The organism is Streptomyces noursei ATCC 11455, from assembly GCF_001704275.1.
In the GTDB taxonomy this organism is placed as follows: Bacteria; Actinomycetota; Actinomycetes; order Streptomycetales; family Streptomycetaceae; genus Streptomyces; species Streptomyces noursei.
This window is the reverse complement of the sequence record NZ_CP011533.1, coordinates 6,139,705-6,157,032: the sequence shown is the minus strand read 5'-3', so window position 1 is coordinate 6,157,032 and position 17,328 is coordinate 6,139,705. Positions and strand designations below refer to the sequence as shown.

General features: G+C 70.5%; 15 protein-coding genes and 2 tRNA genes. 7 read left to right on the top strand and 10 right to left on the bottom strand.

Annotated elements, in window-relative coordinates:
• The first annotated feature begins 48 nt into the window (after positions 1–48).
• Positions 49–1,023, top strand: a complete 975-nt coding sequence (locus tag SNOUR_RS26105; protein ID WP_067351598.1) for a hypothetical protein — start codon at positions 49–51, stop codon at positions 1,021–1,023.
• 79 nt (positions 1,024–1,102) lie between these two features.
• On the opposite strand, the gene clpX is transcribed toward SNOUR_RS26105, so the two are convergent.
• The 5 genes from clpX to SNOUR_RS26080 all read right to left on the bottom strand — a co-directional run bounded on the left by clpX (position 1,103) and on the right by SNOUR_RS26080 (position 5,863).
• Positions 1,103–2,386: an ATP-dependent Clp protease ATP-binding subunit ClpX gene (clpX, locus tag SNOUR_RS26100; RefSeq protein WP_016574019.1), complete on the bottom strand. Its 1,284-nt coding sequence runs from the start codon at positions 2,384–2,386 to the stop codon at positions 1,103–1,105.
• Positions 2,387–2,547: 161 nt separating this feature from the next.
• Positions 2,548–3,222 carry an ATP-dependent Clp protease proteolytic subunit gene (locus SNOUR_RS26095; RefSeq protein ID WP_067351595.1) on the bottom strand — a complete coding sequence of 225 codons (675 nt, stop codon included), beginning with the start codon at positions 3,220–3,222 and terminating at the stop codon, positions 2,548–2,550.
• A gap of 65 nt (positions 3,223–3,287) precedes the next feature.
• Positions 3,288–3,890: an ATP-dependent Clp protease proteolytic subunit gene (locus SNOUR_RS26090; protein WP_174717975.1), complete on the bottom strand. Its 603-nt coding sequence runs from the start codon at positions 3,888–3,890 to the stop codon at positions 3,288–3,290.
• Between the two features lie 298 nt (positions 3,891–4,188).
• Positions 4,189–5,586: a trigger factor gene (gene tig, locus SNOUR_RS26085; RefSeq protein ID WP_067351591.1), complete on the bottom strand. Its 1,398-nt coding sequence runs from the start codon at positions 5,584–5,586 to the stop codon at positions 4,189–4,191.
• 200 nt (positions 5,587–5,786) lie between these two features.
• Positions 5,787–5,863 (bottom strand) — tRNA-Pro (locus SNOUR_RS26080).
• A 135-nt stretch (positions 5,864–5,998) separates the two neighbouring features.
• Between SNOUR_RS26080 and SNOUR_RS26075 the strand changes: the two genes are divergently transcribed.
• Positions 5,999–6,069, top strand: a tRNA-Gly gene (locus tag SNOUR_RS26075).
• A 756-nt stretch (positions 6,070–6,825) separates the two neighbouring features.
• Complete coding sequence (locus SNOUR_RS26070; RefSeq protein ID WP_067351588.1) at positions 6,826–7,206, top strand: arsenate reductase family protein; 381 nt, start codon at positions 6,826–6,828, stop codon at positions 7,204–7,206.
• A 40-nt stretch (positions 7,207–7,246) separates the two neighbouring features.
• Here SNOUR_RS26070 and SNOUR_RS26065 read toward each other — a convergent pair whose 3' ends face one another.
• Complete coding sequence (locus SNOUR_RS26065; RefSeq protein WP_067351586.1) at positions 7,247–7,441, bottom strand: hypothetical protein; 195 nt, start codon at positions 7,439–7,441, stop codon at positions 7,247–7,249.
• A gap of 383 nt (positions 7,442–7,824) precedes the next feature.
• Between SNOUR_RS26065 and SNOUR_RS26060 the strand changes: the two genes are divergently transcribed.
• Entirely contained in the window at positions 7,825–9,027 is a 1,203-nt protein-coding gene (locus SNOUR_RS26060) for a cation:proton antiporter (RefSeq protein WP_067351583.1), read from the top strand.
• On the opposite strand, the gene SNOUR_RS26055 is transcribed toward SNOUR_RS26060, so the two are convergent.
• Positions 9,011–10,117: a PP2C family protein-serine/threonine phosphatase gene (locus SNOUR_RS26055; protein ID WP_229921387.1), complete on the bottom strand. Its 1,107-nt coding sequence runs from the start codon at positions 10,115–10,117 to the stop codon at positions 9,011–9,013. The genes SNOUR_RS26060 and SNOUR_RS26055 overlap by 17 nt on opposite strands.
• Positions 10,118–10,283: 166 nt before the next feature.
• Here SNOUR_RS26055 and SNOUR_RS26050 point away from each other — a divergent pair, with 166 nt between their 5' ends.
• Positions 10,284–11,513, top strand: coding sequence for a GNAT family N-acetyltransferase (locus tag SNOUR_RS26050; RefSeq protein ID WP_067351578.1), 1,230 nt, complete (start codon positions 10,284–10,286; stop codon positions 11,511–11,513).
• 28 nt (positions 11,514–11,541) lie between these two features.
• Here SNOUR_RS26050 and SNOUR_RS26045 read toward each other — a convergent pair whose 3' ends face one another.
• Positions 11,542–12,363 carry an Fpg/Nei family DNA glycosylase gene (locus SNOUR_RS26045; protein WP_067351576.1) on the bottom strand — a complete coding sequence of 274 codons (822 nt, stop codon included), beginning with the start codon at positions 12,361–12,363 and terminating at the stop codon, positions 11,542–11,544.
• Between the two features lie 154 nt (positions 12,364–12,517).
• Entirely contained in the window at positions 12,518–13,006 is a 489-nt protein-coding gene (locus SNOUR_RS26040; RefSeq protein ID WP_067351574.1) for a ribose-5-phosphate isomerase, read from the bottom strand.
• A gap of 186 nt (positions 13,007–13,192) precedes the next feature.
• Between SNOUR_RS26040 and SNOUR_RS26035 the strand changes: the two genes are divergently transcribed.
• Positions 13,193–14,659, top strand: a complete 1,467-nt coding sequence (locus tag SNOUR_RS26035) for an amino acid permease (protein WP_067351571.1) — start codon at positions 13,193–13,195, stop codon at positions 14,657–14,659.
• 78 nt (positions 14,660–14,737) lie between these two features.
• Here SNOUR_RS26035 and SNOUR_RS26030 read toward each other — a convergent pair whose 3' ends face one another.
• Positions 14,738–15,337, bottom strand: coding sequence for a biotin transporter BioY (locus tag SNOUR_RS26030; protein WP_067351569.1), 600 nt, complete (start codon positions 15,335–15,337; stop codon positions 14,738–14,740).
• Between the two features lie 340 nt (positions 15,338–15,677).
• Between SNOUR_RS26030 and SNOUR_RS26025 the strand changes: the two genes are divergently transcribed.
• The gene (locus tag SNOUR_RS26025) at positions 15,678–17,087 is read left to right on the top strand and encodes an amino acid permease (RefSeq protein WP_067351567.1); all 1,410 of its coding nucleotides are present in this window, start codon (positions 15,678–15,680) and stop codon (positions 17,085–17,087) included.
• Positions 17,088–17,328 lie beyond the last annotated feature (241 nt).

The following is a 17,328-nucleotide window of genomic DNA, read 5'->3' as shown; positions in this document are numbered from 1 at the left end:
CCCCGCGCAGCACTCCGGCGTCACCGCAGTCACGAGGGGATCCGCTCCATGAGCTACAACCAGCCGCCTCCGGGCCCGTACGGTCAGCAGCCCCAGCAGCCCGGCCCGTACGGACAGCCGCAGCCGCCCGCCCCGCAGCCCGGCTACGGCTACCCGCAGCAGGGCGGCCAGGTGCCTCCTCAGCAGGGCTACGGATACCCGCAGCAGGCCCCCCAGCAGTTCCCCCAGCAGGCGCCCCAACAGTTCCCGCAGCAGCAGCCCTACGGCCAGCCCGCGCAGCCCAACTACGGCCAGCAGGCACCCTACGGCGGCCAGCAGACCCCCTACGGGATGATCCCCCAGGAGCCGGAGTCCGGCGGCGGCAACGGCAAGAAGATCGGCCTGATCATCGGCGCGGTCGCGGTGGTCGCGGCGATCGGCGTCGGCGCGTACTTCGTCTTCGGCTCGGGCGGCCAGGTCAAGCCGTACACGATCGCGCTGCCGGACAGCTTGCTGAGCGGGCAGTTCCAGAAGGTCCAGAAGCCCGGCAGCGCCGGCGGCGGCGTCGAGGACTTCTCCAATGACAAGGAAGCCAAGGCTCTCGGCATCACCAACAGCAAGGGCGTCCAGGGCAATTACAAGGACCAGAGCGGACTGGCGATGCAAGTCGTCGGCATCTACGGGAACGTCGGCGACCCTCAGGGCACCGTGACCCAGATGTTCGCCAAGATCGACGACAACGTGAAGAAGTCCGCCCGCAACGCCAAGATCGAGGACGTCACGCCGATCACCGAGTTCTCACCCAACGATTTCGACGGCGCGATCATGAAGTGCCGGACGCAGCGGGTCACCGTCTCCGAGGGCGGAGTGACCGTGCCGGTCACCGCCTCCACCTGCATCTGGGGCGACAACAGCGCCATCGGTGTCGTGCAGCAGATGGCCGCGCCCAACCCCAATGGCGGCGGCTCCGCCACCACCCCCAGCGCCGAGCAACTCGCGGACAAGACCGCCAAGGTCCGCAACGAGGTCCGCAAGGAGAAGTGACGCGCACCCGCGTACCAGAACCGCCCGGCAGCAACTGCGCTGCCGGGCGGTTCTGTTGAAGGGGGGAGGCGCGGAGGCGTTACGCGCTCTTCTCCTGGGGTTCGCCCGAGTCGCCGCGGGTGCGGGGGACGAGGGTCGGGTTGACGTTGGAGTGGACCACGTCGGCGGTGATGACGACGCGGGCGACGTCCTTGCGGGACGGGATCTCGTACATCACCGCCTGGAGGACCTCCTCCATGATCGCGCGCAGGCCGCGGGCGCCGGTGCCGCGGAGGATGGCCTGGTCGGCGATGGCCTCCAGGGCCGGGCGGTCGAAGTCCAGCTCCACGCCGTCGAGTTCGAAGAGCCGCTGGTACTGCTTGACCAGGGCGTTGCGCGGCTCGACGAGGATCTGGAGCAGCGCCTCGCGGTCGAGGTTGTGGACCGAGGTGAGGACGGGGAGGCGGCCGATGAACTCCGGGATCATCCCGAACTTCACCAGGTCCTCCGGCATCACGTCCTGGAGCTGGTCCTTGGACTCGATCTCGCGCTTGGAGCGGATCGTGGCGCCGAAGCCGATGCCCTTGGCGCCGGACCGGGCCTCGATGATCTTCTCCAGACCGGCGAAGGCACCGCCGACGATGAACAGCACGTTGGTGGTGTCGATCTGGATGAATTCCTGGTGCGGGTGCTTGCGGCCGCCCTGCGGCGGGACCGAGGCCGTGGTGCCCTCCAGGATCTTCAGCAGCGCCTGCTGGACGCCCTCGCCGGAGACGTCCCGGGTGATCGACGGATTTTCGCTCTTCCGGGCGACCTTGTCGATCTCGTCGATGTAGATGATGCCGGTCTCGGCCTTCTTGATGTCGAAGTCCGCGGCCTGGATCAGCTTCAGGAGGATGTTCTCGACGTCCTCGCCGACATAGCCGGCCTCGGTCAGCGCCGTGGCATCGGCGAAGGCGAAGGGGACGTTGAGCATCCGGGCGAGGGTCTGCGCGAGCAGCGTCTTGCCCGAGCCGGTGGGGCCGAGCAGCAGGATGTTGGACTTGGCCAGCTCGATGCCCTCGTCGCCGCGGCCCGGGCCGTTCTCGCCCGCCTGGACGCGCTTGTAGTGGTTGTACACGGCCACCGAGAGCGCCTTCTTGGCGGGCTCCTGGCCGACGACGTAGCCGTTGAGGAACTCGTAGATCTCGCGGGGCTTGGGGAGTTCTTCCCAGCGCACCTCGGAGGTCTCGGCGAGCTCTTCCTCGATGATCTCGTTGCAGAGATCGATGCACTCGTCGCAGATGTACACACCAGGTCCCGCGATGAGCTTCTTCACCTGCTTCTGGCTCTTTCCGCAGAACGAGCACTTGAGCAGGTCGCCGCCGTCACCGATGCGTGCCACGAGGTGAATCCCCTTCGCCTGGGATCCGCATTGTTCCGCGGACCCGGGAGCTTGCCTATCGACGGTACCTTGCCGGGCCCCCCGTACGGGCCCCCCTTGGACCGACTCGGTTCACTCGGTCCAAGGGGGCAACACTCCGGCGCATTTCGCGAAGATCGCGATCAGACCGAGACGGAGGTCTTCCGCGTCGAGACGATCTGGTCGACCAGACCGTACGCCAGGGACTCCTCGGCGGTCAGGATCTTGTCGCGCTCGATGTCCTCGCGGATCTTCTCGATCGGCGTGGACGAGTGCTTGGCCAGCATCTCCTCCAGCTGCGTGCGCATCCGCTGGATCTCGCGGGCGGCGATCTCCAGGTCGGAGACCTGGCCGCGACCGGTCTCGCTGAAGGGCTGGTGGATCAGGACCCGGGCGTTGGGCAGCGCCATGCGCTTGCCCGGGGTGCCGGCCGCCAGCAGCACGGCCGCGGCGGAGGCCGCCTGGCCCATGCAGACCGTCTGGATGTCGGGCTTGACGAACTGCATGGTGTCGTAGATCGCCGTCAGCGCCGTGAACGAGCCGCCGGGGCTGTTGATGTAGACCGAGATGTCGCGGTCCGGGTCCATCGACTCCAGGCACAGCAGCTGCGCCATGACGTCGTTGGCGGAGGCGTCATCGATCTGCACCCCGAGGAAGATCACCCGCTCCTCGAAGAGCTTCGCGTACGGGTCGTACTCGCGCACGCCCTGCGAGGTGCGCTCGACGAAGCGCGGGACGATATAGCGGGACTCGGCGGCCATGCCGGAGAACTCGGCCTGAGGGCGCTCGTAGAGGCCGCTTCCGGGGAAGTTGATCATCTGGAGGTTCACCGTCCTGGTGGCGAAATGGGGCTGGGGGTCGACTGCGGGACATGGGCCGGGGCTCAGGCCCCGGTGCCGCCCCCGCCCGGAACGCCGGCAGCGGAGGGCATGACGTCGTCGATGAGGCCGTACGCCTTGGCCTCCTCGGCACTGAACCAGCGGTCACGGTCGGCGTCCTTGGTCCACTGCTCCAGCGTCTGGCCGGTGTGCATGGCGGAGAGCTCACCCAGGCGCTTCTTCGTGCGCAGCAGCTGCTCGGCGTGGATCTTGATGTCCGAGGCCGAACCCGCCAGGCCGGCGGAGGGCTGGTGGATCAGGATCTCCGCGTTCGGCAGCGCGAAGCGCTTGCCCGGGGTGCCGGCGCTCAGCAGGAACTGGCCCATCGAAGCGGCGAGGCCCATCGCGATGGTGACCACGTCGTTCTTGATGTACTGCATGGTGTCGTAGATCGCCATGCCGGCCGTGACCGAGCCGCCCGGGGAGTTGATGTAGAGGAAGATGTCCTTTTCCGGGTCAGCGGCGAGGAGCAACAGCTGCGCCGTGATCTTGTTGGCGATGTCGTCGTCGACCGGCTGGCCGAGGAAGATGATCCGCTCGCCGAGCAGCCGGTTGTAGACCTGGTCGCCGAGGCCACCGGAGGTCGGCTCAGCGGCGGCGGAAGGCATCGGGATCGTCACGTGTCCACCTGCTCGTTGTCGGACGGCTCGCGACCGTCTCAGCGTCGTCTTCTGGGCGCGGGGACCTGCGCCGTGTGGTGCGTCCGGCGCGTTCGGAAACTCCCCTGCCCTCGTATCTACGGACCCTAACGCGCAGGTCGGACAACGCCATCCCGCAGCGAGAACTGTTCGCTGTGAGCGCAGGCTCACGGACCGGGATGACGTACGGGCCCGAACACGCTCACGTGCGTGTTCGGGCCCGTACTCACAGCTCGAAGAGCCCGGGGAACCCCCGGACGGCCGGGGCTCAGCCCTCGGTCTTCGGGGCCTCCTCGGCCTTCGCGTCGGTGCCCTCGGCCTCGGCGACGACGGCCTCGGCGGCCTCCGCCTCCTCCTCGTCCTCCAGGTCGACGACCTCACCGTTGGTGTCCTTGACCGTGGCGGCCTCGACGACCACCGCGAGGGCCTTGCCGCGGGCGACCTCGCCCACCAGCATCGGCACCTGGCCACCCTCGACGACCGCCTGGGCGAACTGGTCGGGGCTCATGCCGGAGGACTGCGCACGCCGCATGAGGTGCTCGGTGAGCTCCTCCTGGCTGACGTTGAGCTTCTCCTTGTTGACCAGCTCGTCGAGGACGAACTGGGTCTTGATGCCCTTCTCGGCCTGCTGCTTGGTCTCGGCGTCGAACTCTTCCTCGGTCTTGCCCTGGATCTCCAGGTACTTCGCGAGGTCGAGGCCCATCTGGCCGAGCTGGTGGTGCTCGAGGTTGTGCTTGCGGGTGCGGATCTCGTCCTCGAGGAGCTTCTCGGGGATCGGGACCTCGATCAGGCCGAGCAGCGCCTCCAGGACCTTCTCCTGGGCCTGGGTGGCCTGGTCGAACTTCTTCATCCGCTCCAGGCGCTTGCGGCTGTCCGCCTTGAGCTCGTCGAGGGTGTCGAACTCGCTGGCCAGCTGCGCGAAGTCGTCGTCCAGCTCGGGCAGTTCGCGGGCCTTGACCTCGGTGACGTCGACCTTGACCTCGGCCTCCTTGCCCTGGGCGGAGCCGCCCTTGAGCTCGGAGGTGAAGGTGGCGCTGCCGCCGGCCTCCAGGCCCTTGACGGCCTCGTCGATGCCGTCGAGGAGCTCACCGGAGCCGATGGTGTAGCTGACGCCGTTGGCGATGCCGTCGGCCAGCACCTCGCCGTCGACCTTGGCCTCCAGGTCCACGGTCACCACGTCGCCGTCCTGGGCGGCGCGCTCGACCGGGCTGGTCGAGGCGAAGCGCTCACGCAGCTGCTCCACGGACTTCTCGACGTCCTCGTCCGACACCTCGACGGCGTCGACCTCGACCTCGATGCCGGAGAAGTCCGGGATCTCCAGCTCGGGGCGGATGTCCACCTCGGCGGTGAAGGCCAGCAGCTCGTTGTCCTTGAGCTCGGTGATGTCCACCTCGGGCTGGCCGAGGACGTTCAGCTCGGCCTCGTTGACCGCGTTGGTGTAGAACTTCGGGAGCGCGTCGTTGACGGCCTCCTCCAGCACGGCGCCACGACCGAACCGCTGGTCGATGACGCGGGCCGGGATCTTGCCCTTGCGGAAGCCCTTCACCGTGACCTGCTGGTTGATCTTCTTGTACGCCGCGTCGAGGCTGTCCTTGAGCTCCTCGAAGGGCACCTCGACAGTGAGCCGAACCCGGGTCGGGTTCAGGGTCTCCACGGCGCTCTTCACGGTTCGGTCTCCTTGGGCTGACTTGGGGTTTTGCCTGAGATCCGCCGGCGTCCGGCATGTCCCGGCCCGGCCGATCGCGCCCGGTACAGAGACATACGGGCACGCAGCTTGCATAGTAACCGCAAGGAGGAGGGCACCCACAACGCGATCTTGAACGGTCGCTTATGCCCGCTTTGCGTCACGCGGACGGGTACCTGAAATGGTCGGGGTGGCCGGATTCGAACCGACGACCTTCCGCTCCCAAAGCGGACGCGCTACCAAGCTGCGCCACACCCCGTCGGTGCGACACGTAGGGTACATGGCCGGGGACGGTGTGGCTGCCCGTTGTTCGAGAGCGCGATGCAGTGTGCGCGGCACGGCCTTCACCCGCTACGATGCTCTGCGTGCCGAGGTCCCACCGACCGTGGCGCTCGCGGGCGTAGCTCAATGGTAGAGCCCCAGTCTTCCAAACTGGCTACGCGGGTTCGATTCCCGTCGCCCGCTCCGAAAACGGCCCGGGGCCGGATCGCGGACTTTCCCGATCCGGCCCCGGGTCGCTTTTTTCGCCGGGCGGGGCGAGGCCCGTCGCCCTCCCCGCCGCATTTCCTGTCCGGTCCTGTCCCGCGAATTCCGGGTTCTCGGCAATTCCGCGTTCTGCGCAACTCCGGTTCTCCGCAACTCCGGTGACCGTGCGCCATGGTGGCCCCCTTCGCGCACCGGGGGAATATCGGGTCGGCCTTGTACGGTCGCGTCGGCGCTCAGGTCGCCCCCGTGGTCGCGGTCGGGCCCGCGCCCGTCGCCCGCGCGCGCCCGGAGCGGGGCTTCGCCGTACATCCCGCGCCGCGGCACCGCACCGCGCGCCGGAGGAAGGCACGGAGGCGGCCATCGCCATCGTTTGCGGCGTTCCGCACGACCGGGGTCCACCGGATATCGCGCTGCCGGAGAGCGATGGGGAGCGGGCCGGGCCGGATGCGGTGAAGGAAATTCGCGTGGTGCATTTCCGGGAGATCGTGCGCCGGTGCGGATTCGCTTTCGAGGGCCGCCGGATACCGTTTCGACGAGGGAACCGGGCCGCGGGAAGCGACTCCGGCTCCACCGGTCGGATCGGGGCAACGCCCATAGGCGCTCGCGCAGTTCGACCCCTGGGGCCGGCGCGGGGCACCACGGGTGGACGGCGGGCGGCGCCGGCCCGCCGGGGCCCGCTTTTCCCTGTGCCGGCAGGACATCTGCGCGAGGTGCGCGGTTGGCTAGGGTGCAGCCATGGAGATCTGGATCAACCCCGCCTGTTCCAAGTGCCGTTCCGCCGTGTCCCTCCTCGACGCGGAGGGTGCGGAGTACACCGTGCGGCGCTATCTCGAAGAGCCGCCGAGCACCCAGGAGCTGCGGGAGGTGCTGGAGCGGCTGACGCTGGAGCCGTGGGACATCACCCGCACCCAGGAGGCCGAGGCGAAGGAGCTCGGCCTCAAGGACTGGGGGCGTACGGCGGACGACCGCGAGCGGTGGATCGAGGCGCTGGCGGCGCACCCGCGGCTGATCCAGCGCCCGATCATCACCGCCGACGACGGATCGGCGCTGGTGGGGCGCAGCGAGGATGCCGTGCGTGACGCGCTGGCGCGGACCGGGGGTGGACGGACCCCCTGACGTCCGGCCCGCGAAGCGTGAACCGTTCGGGGCGCGTGCCCTAGAACGAGATGTGGTTGATCGTGTTCGCGATGGAGTTCAGGAACCTGTTGATCGACGGCGCCATGCCGGTCGAGGCGAGGAAGAAGCCGAAGAGTATGGCGACGAACGCCGGCCCGGCCTTGATCGCCTTCTGTCTGATCAGTACGACGAGGATGATCCCCAGCATCAGGACAACTGACAGCGAAAGAGCCACAACTGATCACACCCTCGGTCGGAACGCCTCACCGGCCCTGGGGCATGCCGCGCACACCCCCGGCACCCATCGTGCCATCAACTCCCTGCCCATCGCAGGCGGGTGACGAATCATCGGCCAACGCTTTGCTCGTTCCCGATCGTTCATTCCGCGTCGCTTCCGGTCGGCCCGGCGGACCCTCGCACCCCGCCGGACCGGCCCGCAAAAGCCCCGCACCTCCGCACAACGGGCCCTTCGTTAATGATTTGGTAATCTAAGTATTGACCACTTCTTGACACTGCCTTGACCTGGTGTGCGATCCGGTACGTGCCTGGGCTCACATCGGCGGCGCGTTGACGACCAGGAGGAACGGGCCCATCGGACACGCAGACACCCTGATCGCCATGGGCGGCGCCTTTCTCGCCGCCGCCGTCCTCGCCCGCCTCGGCGGCCGCATCGGACTCCCCACCATCCCCCTGTTCATCCTGGCCGGAATCCTGCTCGGCCCGCACACCCCCGGCATCGTGCTGGTCGCCGACCCGCACGACCTGGAGATGCTCTCGCTGCTCGGTCTGGTGCTGCTGCTCTTCTACCTGGGCCTGGAATTCCACGTCGACGACCTCAAGGCGGGCGGCCGTCGGATGGCGCTGGCCGGCGGCACCTATCTGACGCTGAACGTGGGCGCCGGGCTCGGCTTCGGCTTCGCGCTCGGCTGGGGGACCTCCGAGGCGCTGGTGCTCGCCGGGGTGCTCGGCATCTCCTCGTCCGCGATCGTCACCAAGGTCCTGGTCGACACCGGGCGGCTGGGCAATCCGGAGACCAAGCCGATCCTCGGCATCATCGTCGTCGAGGACATCTTCCTGGCCCTGTATCTGGCCGCGTTGCAGCCGGTGCTCTCCGGGGCCGACTCGCTGGCCGCGGCGGCGCCGGCGGCCGGGAAGGCGTTCGGCTTCCTGCTGCTGCTCGCCGCGGCGGCCCGCTGGGGCACACGACTGGTCGGGCGGCTGATCGCCACCAAGGACAGCGAACTGCTGGTGATCTCCTTCCTGGGCGCCGCCGTGCTGGTCGCCGGGGTCTCCGAGTGGTTCGGGGTCGCGGACGCCATCGGCGCGTTCATGGTGGGGCTGATGCTCGGCGGGACGAGTTCGGGGCCGCGGATCCGCAAGCTGGTGCATCCGCTGCGGGACGCGTTCGGGGCGATCTTCTTCTTCGCGTTCGGGCTCTCCATCGACCCCGGCGACCTGCCGTCCGTCGTGTGGCCGGTGCTGATCGCGGTGGCGCTGACCCTGCTGATGAACGTGCTCGCGGGGCTGGCCGCGGCCCGGATCCACGGCTTCGGTGCCGGGCCGGCCGCGAACATCGCCACCGCGCTGCTGGCCCGCGGCGAGTTCGCGCTGATCCTGGCCACGATGGCGGCGGGCGCCGGACTCGACGAGCGGCTGGCCCCGTTCATCGCCGGCTATGTGCTGATCCTGGCCGTGCTGGGCCCGTTGGCGGCCGGGCGCTCCGGGCTCCTGGCCCGGGTGCTGCCGGGCGGTGGTGCGGGGCGGGGCGCGCCGCCGGGGACCGTCCCGGAGGCCGAGCCGGCGGTCAGCCGTCCCGGGTGATCAGCAGCAGCGCCCGGTCGTCGTTGACGTCCTTGGCGACGGCCTCGATCAGATGCCAGGCGGCGCCGGCGAAGCCGCTGTGCACATAGCGCTCGGCCTCGCCGGTCAGCCGGTCCATGCCCTCGGCGATGTCGCGGTCGGCGGCCTCCACCAGGCCGTCGGTGAACAGCATCAGCACGTCGCCGGGGCGCAGCGTCCCCTTGACCGGGTCGAACTGGGCGCCGTCGTAGACCCCGAGCAGCGGGCCCTCCCCCGTCTTCTCCTCCCAGCGGCCGGTGCCCGCGCTGAGTTGGAGGCCGGGGAGGTGGCCCGCGGAGAACAGCTCGTAGTCGCCGGACTCCAGGTCGAGGACGAGGTGGACGGAGGTGGCGAAGCCCTCGTCCCAGTCCTGGCGCAGCAGATAGCCGTTGGCGGCCGTGAGGAAGCCGTGCGGCGGCAGTGAGCCGAGCAGGCCGCCGAAGGCGCCGGACAGCAGCAGGGCCCGGGACGCCGCGTCCATGCCCTTGCCGGAGACGTCGGTGAGCACGACCTCCAGGATGTTGCCGCCCTGGGTGCGGGAGGCGACCACGAAGTCGCCGGAGAAGGACTGGCCGCCGGCCGGGCGGAGCGCCATCTCGTGGTGCCAGCCCTTGGGGAGCTTGGGCAGCGTGCTCTGCACCCGGATCCGTTCGCGCAGGTCGAAGAGCATGGTGCCGCCGCGCCGCCAGGGCACGCCGACCCGGCTGCGGAACTGCGCGACCAGCAGCCCGGAGAGCCCGACCGCGGCGACGACCAGGACCGTGCCCGGGGTGATCCGGTCCCGCCCCTGGTCGTACGGGCCGAACAGCGCCGCCTCGACGATCAGCGCGGCGGCGGAGGCGGCGTACAGGACCAGGAGGTTGGCCGGTCGCAGCAGCAGTCCGCCGGCGATGATCGGGAGGACCAGCGCGGTCGGCGCGATCCACTCCGGGTGCCAGAGGGTGCCGCCGGCGATGGCCGGGACGGCGACGAGGAGGGCGGCCAGCGCGACCCAGTCGGAGCCGTCGCCGCGGAAGTAGTCGACGCCGGCCTTGCGCATGCCGATGCGGGTCCGGTGCAGCCGTTTGTGCATCCGGGCCCTCAGGCTTTCCGCTCCCGCGCCGCGTGTCATTGTTCTGGGACCTTATCCACCCGTTCGGCGGCGCGTCGATTCGCCGCACGTCACCCCGGGGAATTGCCGGGAATTCGCGTTCGAAATGCGGTCGCGCGGCCGGAGGGCGGGCTGCTAGGGATGCCTCATGACGACAGAGTTGCAGCCGTTGCGGGATGCCGACTGGGATGCCTGGTACGACAAGCTGGACGTGGCGTTCGGCGGGGTCCCGGAGGGGCCGGAGAGGCGTGCGTGGTGGCGTGCCGTCACCGAGATCGAGCGGGCTTTCGCGGTCCGGGACGGCGGCGAGATCGTCGGCACCGGCGGATCGTTCTCGTTCGGACTAACCGTGCCGGGCGGCGCGGAGCTGCCCGTGGCCGGGGTCACGCTGATCAGCGTGCAGCCCACCCACCGGCGGCGCGGGGTGCTGCGCTCGATGATGCGCCACCAGCTGACGGACGTCCACGCGCGCGGCGAGGCGCTGGCGGTGCTGACCGCAACGGAGCCGGCGATCTACGGGCGGTTCGGGTACGGCCCGGCCACCCAGGGGATGTCGATGACCGTGGACACGGTGCGGCTGGCCGCCCCGGACCTGCCGGGCGTGGCCGACGTCCGACTGCGGCTGGTGGACCCGGCGGCCGCGGTGGCCGCGTGCGAGCGGGTCTACGCGCAACTGGTGCCGACCCGGCCGGGGATGCTGGCGCGCCGCCCCCACTGGGAGCGGCTGCCGGTGCTCGACCCGGAGAGCGAGCGGAACGGGGCCGGCCAACTCCAGTGCGTGCTGGCCGAGGTGGACGGCGAGGTGCGGGGGTACGCGCGGTATGCCGTCAAGCCCGATTGGGACCACGCCGGGCCGCGCGGGTCGGTGCTGGTGCGCCACGTCGACGCGCTGGACCCGGTGGCCTACGCCGCGCTGTGGCGCTATCTGTTCGGGATCGACCTGACCGCGTCGGTGGTGGCGCGCGGCCGGCCGGTGGACGACCCGCTGCTGCACCTGGTGGCGGACCAGCGGCGCTGTGAGATCAGGGTGCAGGAGCAGCTGTTCGCCCGGCCGGTGGACGTCGGGGCGGCGCTGGCGGCCCGGACGTACCGGCGGCCGGTGGACGTGGTGCTGGAGGTCGCGGACGACCTCTGCCCGTGGAACGCGGGACGCTGGCGGCTGTCCGGCGACGAGCGTGGGGCGGTGTGCGAGCGGACCACCGACCCGGCCGAACTCGCATTGTCGGTACGGGAGTTGGGCTCGGCCTATCTGGGCGGGTGCACGCTGTCGGCGCTGGCCGGGGCCGGCCGGGTGCGGGAGCTGCGGCCGGGGGCGCTGGCGGCGGCGTCGCAGGCGTTCGGGTCCGACCTGGCGCCGTGGCTGCCGCACGGGTTCTGACCGGTTGCGGCCGGGCCCGCCGGTGCCCTCAGGGGCGGGCGGCGGCGGGCTGGCACACGGGGCACCAGAAGAGGTTGCGGGCGGCCAGGCCGGCGGTGCGGATCTCGCTGCCGCAGATGTGGCAGGCGGCGCCGGTGCGGCGGTAGACGTAGACCTCGCCGCCGTGGTCGTCGACCCGGGGCGGGCGGCCCATGGCCTCCGGGGTGTGCTCGGGGCGGACGGTGTCGATCCGGTTGTTCTTCACGCCCTCCCGCATCAGGTCCACCAGGTCGGCCCAGACCGCGTCCCACTGGTCGCGGCGCAGGTCGCGGCCGGGGAGGTAGGGGTCGATGCCGTGCCGGAAGAGGACCTCGGCGCGATAGACGTTGCCGACGCCGGCGATCACCTTCTGGTCGAGCAGCAGCGCCGCGACGGTGGTGCGGCTGCGGGAGATCCGTCGCCAGGCGCCGGTGCCGTCGTCGTCCGGCCGCAGCGGGTCGGGGCCCAGCCGGTCGTGTATCGCCTGCTTCTCGGCGTCGGTGATCAGCGAGCAGGCGGTGGGGCCGCGCAGGTCGGCGTGGTGGCCGGCGCCGACCAGCCGCAGCCGGACGGTGTCGGTGGGCGGCGGGGGCGGAGTGGCGCCGAAGCCGAGCTTGCCGAAGAGGCCGAGGTGGATGTGGACCCAGCGGTCCAGGCCGAAGCCGAGGAAGAGGTGTTTGCCGTGCGCCTCGGCACTCTCCATGACCTGGCCGTCGATGAGCGCCGCGCCCTCGGCGAACTTGCCCTGCGGGCTGCTGGCCCGGACCGGGGCGCCCTCGAAGCGGTCCCGGTGGTCCAGCGCGAGGCGGTGGATGGTGTGCCCCTCGGGCATCGGGCGTCCTCCAGTGGGCGCGCCCGCTCCCCCTGGGCACGGGGCAGCGGGCGGCGCGGCGTCAGCCGCTCCGGTGATTGGGGCCTCCCCTGCTCCAGCGGATTCGAGAGCTTGGGGAACGGTGCTCGCATCGGAGGGCGGCGGCGGTGCCGGGTCAGTCCTGCTGCGGGTGGTGGGCCGGGATCGGGGGGAGCTCGCCGGTGGTCTCGTAGCGGGAGAGCATCTCGATGCGGCGGGTGTGCCGTTCCTCACCCGAGTACGGGGTGGTGAGGAAGACCTCGACGAAGCGGGTGGCCTCGTCCTCGGTGTGCATCCGGCCGCCGACGGAGATGACGTTGGCGTTGTTGTGCTCGCGGCCGAGCTTGGCGGTCTCCTCGCTCCACGCCAGCGCGGCGCGGACGCCCTTGACCTTGTTGGCGGCAATCTGCTCGCCGTTGCCGGAGCCGCCGATCACGATGCCCAGGCTGTCCGGGTCGGCGGCGGTCTTCTCCGCGGCACGCAGGCAGAACGGCGGGTAGTCGTCCTGGGCGTCGTAGATGTGGGGGCCGCAGTCGACGGGCTCGTGGCCATGGGCCTTGAGCCAGTCCACGAGGTGGTTCTTGAGGTCGAAGCCGGCATGGTCGGAGCCGATGTACACGCGCATGGCATGAGTGTGGCATGCCGTTCTCGGGGTAGAGGCCACCGGGGCGCGGCCCGTCCTGTCGCCGTGGCCCGGCGCTTCAGGCAACTCGCCAGTAACGACACGATCCGGATTCGACTCTTCCAAACGGTCGTTAACAACGTTCTAATGCCTGGGTTCGACACCGAGAACCACCGAAGGACGGTGCACATGGGCGCGCACCCGCCTACCCCTCACGCGGTCCCCGCTGCCGGTGAACCCGGCAACGGCTCCGCGAACCGGCCGCCCGAAGGGCTCCAGGCCGGCCTCAAGAACCGCCATCTGTCCATGATCGCCATCGGCGGGGTCATCGGCGCCGGCCTGTTCGTCGGATCCGGAGCCGGCATCAACGCCGCCGGCCCGGGGATCCTCCTCTCGTACGCGCTGACCGGTCTGCTGGTCGTGCTGGTGATGCGGATGCTGGGCGAGATGGCCGCGGCCTCCCCCACCTCCGGTTCGTTCTCCGCGTACGCGGACCGGGCGCTCGGCCGCTGGGCGGGCTTCACCATCGGCTGGCTGTACTGGTTCTTCTGGTCGGTGGTGCTGGCGGTCGAGGCGACCGCCGCGGCGTCGATCCTGACCGGCTGGATACCGGCGGTGCCCCAGTGGGCCTGGGCGCTGCTGGTGATGATCGTGCTGACCGGCACCAACCTGGTGTCGGTGGGCTCGTTCGGCGAGTTCGAGTTCTGGTTCGCCGGGATCAAGGTCGTGGCGATCGTGATCTTCATCGTGGTCGGCGCGCTGGCGATCTTCGGGCTGCCGCCGGGGCACGACGCGGTGGGCACCGCGAACCTGATCGGACACGGCGGCTTCCTGCCGAAGGGACCGGGCGCGATCCTCTCCGGGATGCTGCTGGTGGTCTTCTCCTTCATGGGCAGCGAGATCGTCACGCTGGCGGCGAGCGAGTCGCCGAACCCGGTGGTCGCCGTCCGCAAGGCCGTCAACAGCGTGATCTGGCGGATCGCGCTGTTCTACATCGGGTCGATCGCGGTGATCGTGACGCTGCTGCCGTGGGACTCCCCGGAGGTGGCCAAGAGCCCGTACGTGGCGGTGCTGAAGTCGCTGCACATCCCGTACGTGGACGTGGTGATGGACGTGGTCGTGCTGACCGCGGTGCTGTCCTGTCTGAACTCCGGGCTCTACACGGCGTCCCGGATGGCGTTCTCGCTCGGTGAGCGCGGCGACGCGCCGAAGTCGTTCGCGACGGTCAACAAGGGCGGCGTCCCGGCGGTGGCGATCTGGGCGTCGGTGGCCTTCGGGTTCATCGCGACGATCTTCAGCTACACCTCGAAGGACACCATCTTCCAGTTCCTGCTGAACTCCTCGGGCGCGGTGGCGCTCTTCGTCTGGCTGGTGATCTGCGTCTCGCAGCTGCGGATGCGCCGGACCATCGAGCGGGAGACGCCGGAGCGGCTGACGGTGCGGATGTGGCTGTACCCGTGGCTGACCTACGCCACCATCGCGCTGATCGTCTTCGTCGTGGGCTACATGTTCTACGACAAGAACGGCCGGGAGCAGATGGTGCTGTCGGTGGTGGCGGCCGTGGTGGTGCTGGTGGCCGGGCTGGTGCTGCAGAAGCGGCGGCCCCGTGAGGCGCCGGAGCCGGCGGCGGCCGCGAAGGCGCCGGAGAACGTCTAGCCGTCCCGGGCGCACGGCGCGCACGACGGGGCCCGCACCCTCGGTGGGTGCGGGCCCCGTCGGCGTTCTCTTAGGCGCTCAGCCGCGGCGGCCGGCCAGCTTCCAGGCGGTGGGCAGCGCGCCCACGGCCAGGGCGATCTTGAGGGCGTCGCCGATCAGGAACGGCACCATGCCGACGGCGACCGCCCGGTCGAGGGACATCCCCGTGCTGAGCGCGAGGTAGGGGACGCCGATCGCGTAGATGACGGCGTTGCCGGCGAACATCGTGGCGGCGGTGCGGAGCATCCCGCGGTCGCCGCCGCGGCGGGCCAGCGCGCCCACGGCGGTGGCGGCGAGCAGCATGCCGAGGACGTAGCCGAAGGTGGCGCCGCCGGCGCCGGCGGCGCCGCCGGCGAACCACGGCACGCCGGCCATGCCCGCCAGGGCGTAGAGCGCCAGCGAGGCCAGCCCGCGGCGGGCGCCGAGCGAGGCGCCGACGAGGAGGGCGGCGAAGGTCTGGCCGGTGACCGGGACCGGGGAGCCGGGGACCGGGAGCGCGATCTGGGCCGCGATGCCGGTGATCACGGCGCCGCCGGCGACCAGCGCGGCGTCGCGGACGCGGGCGCGGGTGGCGGTGGCGGCCGGCAGCAGGTCGGCGAGGACCGCTCCAGGACGGAGGGTGGGGGCGACTGTGCTCATCAGGGGACTCCGCTGGTGTGTGGCGGATCCGGGGGTGGATCCGGCGGGACGTGATGACGTTAGTTCAGGGGGACGGCGGCGATCATCGTGTGTCGGTGACAAAGCCGTGCCGGCCCGCTTGGGGAGTTCCGGACAACCGCCACCCTGCCCGAGTCCGCCGGGCCGTGGGGCGTCTTCGCAGGTCACGTGATGCTCGTCACGGACCGGACGGCCGCATGGGGCCGGTTTTGTGCTAGTCGGGGCCGGCCGGGGACACTGGGACGGCTCCGTGGTGACCTGTGGAGTTCCCCCAAACCGGGCGGCGATCCCGCCCTTGCGCCCCTTGCGAGAGTACGAGCCCATGCACGACGCACTGCCGCCCCTGGCCGAGAAGGTCGAGAAAGAGCCGTTGGCAGGGGGGCTCAAGCAGCGCCATCTGACGATGCTGGGGCTGGGCGGGGTGATCGGTGCGGGGCTGTTCGTCGGCTCCGGGGCGGGCATCGCGGTGGCCGGGCCGGGGATCGTGCTGTCCTATCTGATCGCCGGTGCGCTGGCGATGCTGGTCATGCGGATGCTCGGGGAGATGTCGGCGGCGATGCCGGCCTCCGGGGCGTTCTCGGTGCACGCCGAGCGGGCGCTGGGACGGTGGGCCGGCTTCAGCGTGGGGTGGCTGTACTGGTTCCTGCTCGTGGTGGTGCTGGCGGTGGAGGCCACCGGGGCGGCGCGGATCGCACACGGCTGGGCGCCGGCGGTGCCGCAGTGGGGCTGGGTGCTGATCTTCATGGTCGTCTTCACCGTCGCGAATCTGGCCGCGGTGAAGAACTTCGGCGAGTTCGAGTTCTGGTTCGCCGCCCTGAAGGTCACCGCGATCGTGCTGTTCCTGGCGCTGACGCTGCTGGCGGTCTTCGGGGTGCTGCCCGCCGCGTCGACCTACTCGGGCCAGCCGGTCGGGCTGACCAACCTCACCGGGCACGGCGGGTTCCTGCCGCACGGCTGGTCCGGGGTGGTCTCGGGGGTGCTGGCCGTGGTGTTCGCGTTCGGCGGCCTGGAGGTGGTCACCATCGCGGCGGCCGAGTCGGACGACCCGGCGCGGGCGGTGGGCCGGGCGGTGCGCAGCGCGGTGTGGCGGATCCTCTTCTTCTACGTGGGCTCGATGCTGGTCATCGTCACCGTGCTGCCCTGGTCGTCGATGCAGCCGGGCAAGAGCCCGTATGTGATGGTGCTGGACCACATCGGGGTGCCGGGCGCCGGGCAGATCATGAACATCGTGGTGTTCGTGGCGCTGCTGTCGGCGCTGAACGCCAATCTCTACGGTTCGTCGCGGATGGTGTTCTCGCTGGCCGAGCGCGGCGAGGCGCCGCGCGGGCTGCTGAAGGTGTCGGGCGGGGGCGTGCCGCGCCGGGCGGTGCTGGCCTCGGTGGCGTTCGGCTTCGTCTCGGTGCTGCTCAATCTCAAGTGGCCGGATTCGGTCTTCCTCTACTTGCTCAACGCCGTCGGTGCGGTGCTGCTGTTCGTCTGGGGGTTGATCGCCGTCTCCCAGCTGCGGCTGCGGCCCCGGATCGAACGGGAGGCGCCGGAGCGGCTGATCCTGCGGATGTGGGCGTTCCCCTATCTGACGTGGCTGGCGCTGGCGGCGATGGGCGCGGTGATCGTGCTGATGCTGACCGATGCCACGGCCCGGCCGCAGCTGCTGTGGTCGGCCGGTGCGACCGCGTTGGTGCTGGTGGTGGCCGGTGCGCGGGAGCTGAGGGCGCGTCGGGCGCGGGCCTGAGGAGCACCGTCGTGCAGCGGTGCGACCGGGGCCGCCGGGGCAACTCCCGGGCGCGCCGGCCGCATTGAGACGTACCTCACATCTCGTCGCATTCGACGATCTATCAGGCACGCTCGGTCACGATCGCGTCTGAATACCGAACAATCGCTGCACGACTGTTGCCCTGAGCGGACAGCGACGCTCAGACTGAGCCAGCTTTGCCGAGGACCCCGGAGTTGAGCCGTCCGCGGCCCCGGGAGAC

Excerpts from the sequence above, each read along its gene's own strand:
- SNOUR_RS26105 (WP_067351598.1), top strand. The coding sequence starts at position 49 with ATGAGCTACAACCAGCCGCCTCCGGGCCCGTACGGTCAGCAGCCCCAG.
- SNOUR_RS26095 (WP_067351595.1), bottom strand. The coding sequence starts at position 3,222 with ATGATCAACTTCCCCGGAAGCGGCCTCTACGAGCGCCCTCAGGCCGAG.
- SNOUR_RS26090 (WP_174717975.1), bottom strand. The coding sequence starts at position 3,890 with ATGCCTTCCGCCGCCGCTGAGCCGACCTCCGGTGGCCTCGGCGACCAG.
- SNOUR_RS26070 (WP_067351588.1), top strand. The coding sequence starts at position 6,826 with ATGGAGATCTGGATCAACCCCGCCTGTTCCAAGTGCCGTTCCGCCGTG.
- SNOUR_RS26060 (WP_067351583.1), top strand. The coding sequence starts at position 7,825 with ATGGGCGGCGCCTTTCTCGCCGCCGCCGTCCTCGCCCGCCTCGGCGGC.
- SNOUR_RS26055 (WP_229921387.1), bottom strand. The coding sequence starts at position 10,117 with ATGCACAAACGGCTGCACCGGACCCGCATCGGCATGCGCAAGGCCGGC.
- SNOUR_RS26050 (WP_067351578.1), top strand. The coding sequence starts at position 10,284 with ATGACGACAGAGTTGCAGCCGTTGCGGGATGCCGACTGGGATGCCTGG.
- SNOUR_RS26045 (WP_067351576.1), bottom strand. The coding sequence starts at position 12,363 with ATGCCCGAGGGGCACACCATCCACCGCCTCGCGCTGGACCACCGGGAC.
- SNOUR_RS26040 (WP_067351574.1), bottom strand. The coding sequence starts at position 13,006 with ATGCGCGTGTACATCGGCTCCGACCATGCCGGCTTCGACCTCAAGAAC.
- SNOUR_RS26035 (WP_067351571.1), top strand. The coding sequence starts at position 13,193 with ATGGGCGCGCACCCGCCTACCCCTCACGCGGTCCCCGCTGCCGGTGAA.
- SNOUR_RS26030 (WP_067351569.1), bottom strand. The coding sequence starts at position 15,337 with ATGAGCACAGTCGCCCCCACCCTCCGTCCTGGAGCGGTCCTCGCCGAC.
- SNOUR_RS26025 (WP_067351567.1), top strand. The coding sequence starts at position 15,678 with ATGCACGACGCACTGCCGCCCCTGGCCGAGAAGGTCGAGAAAGAGCCG.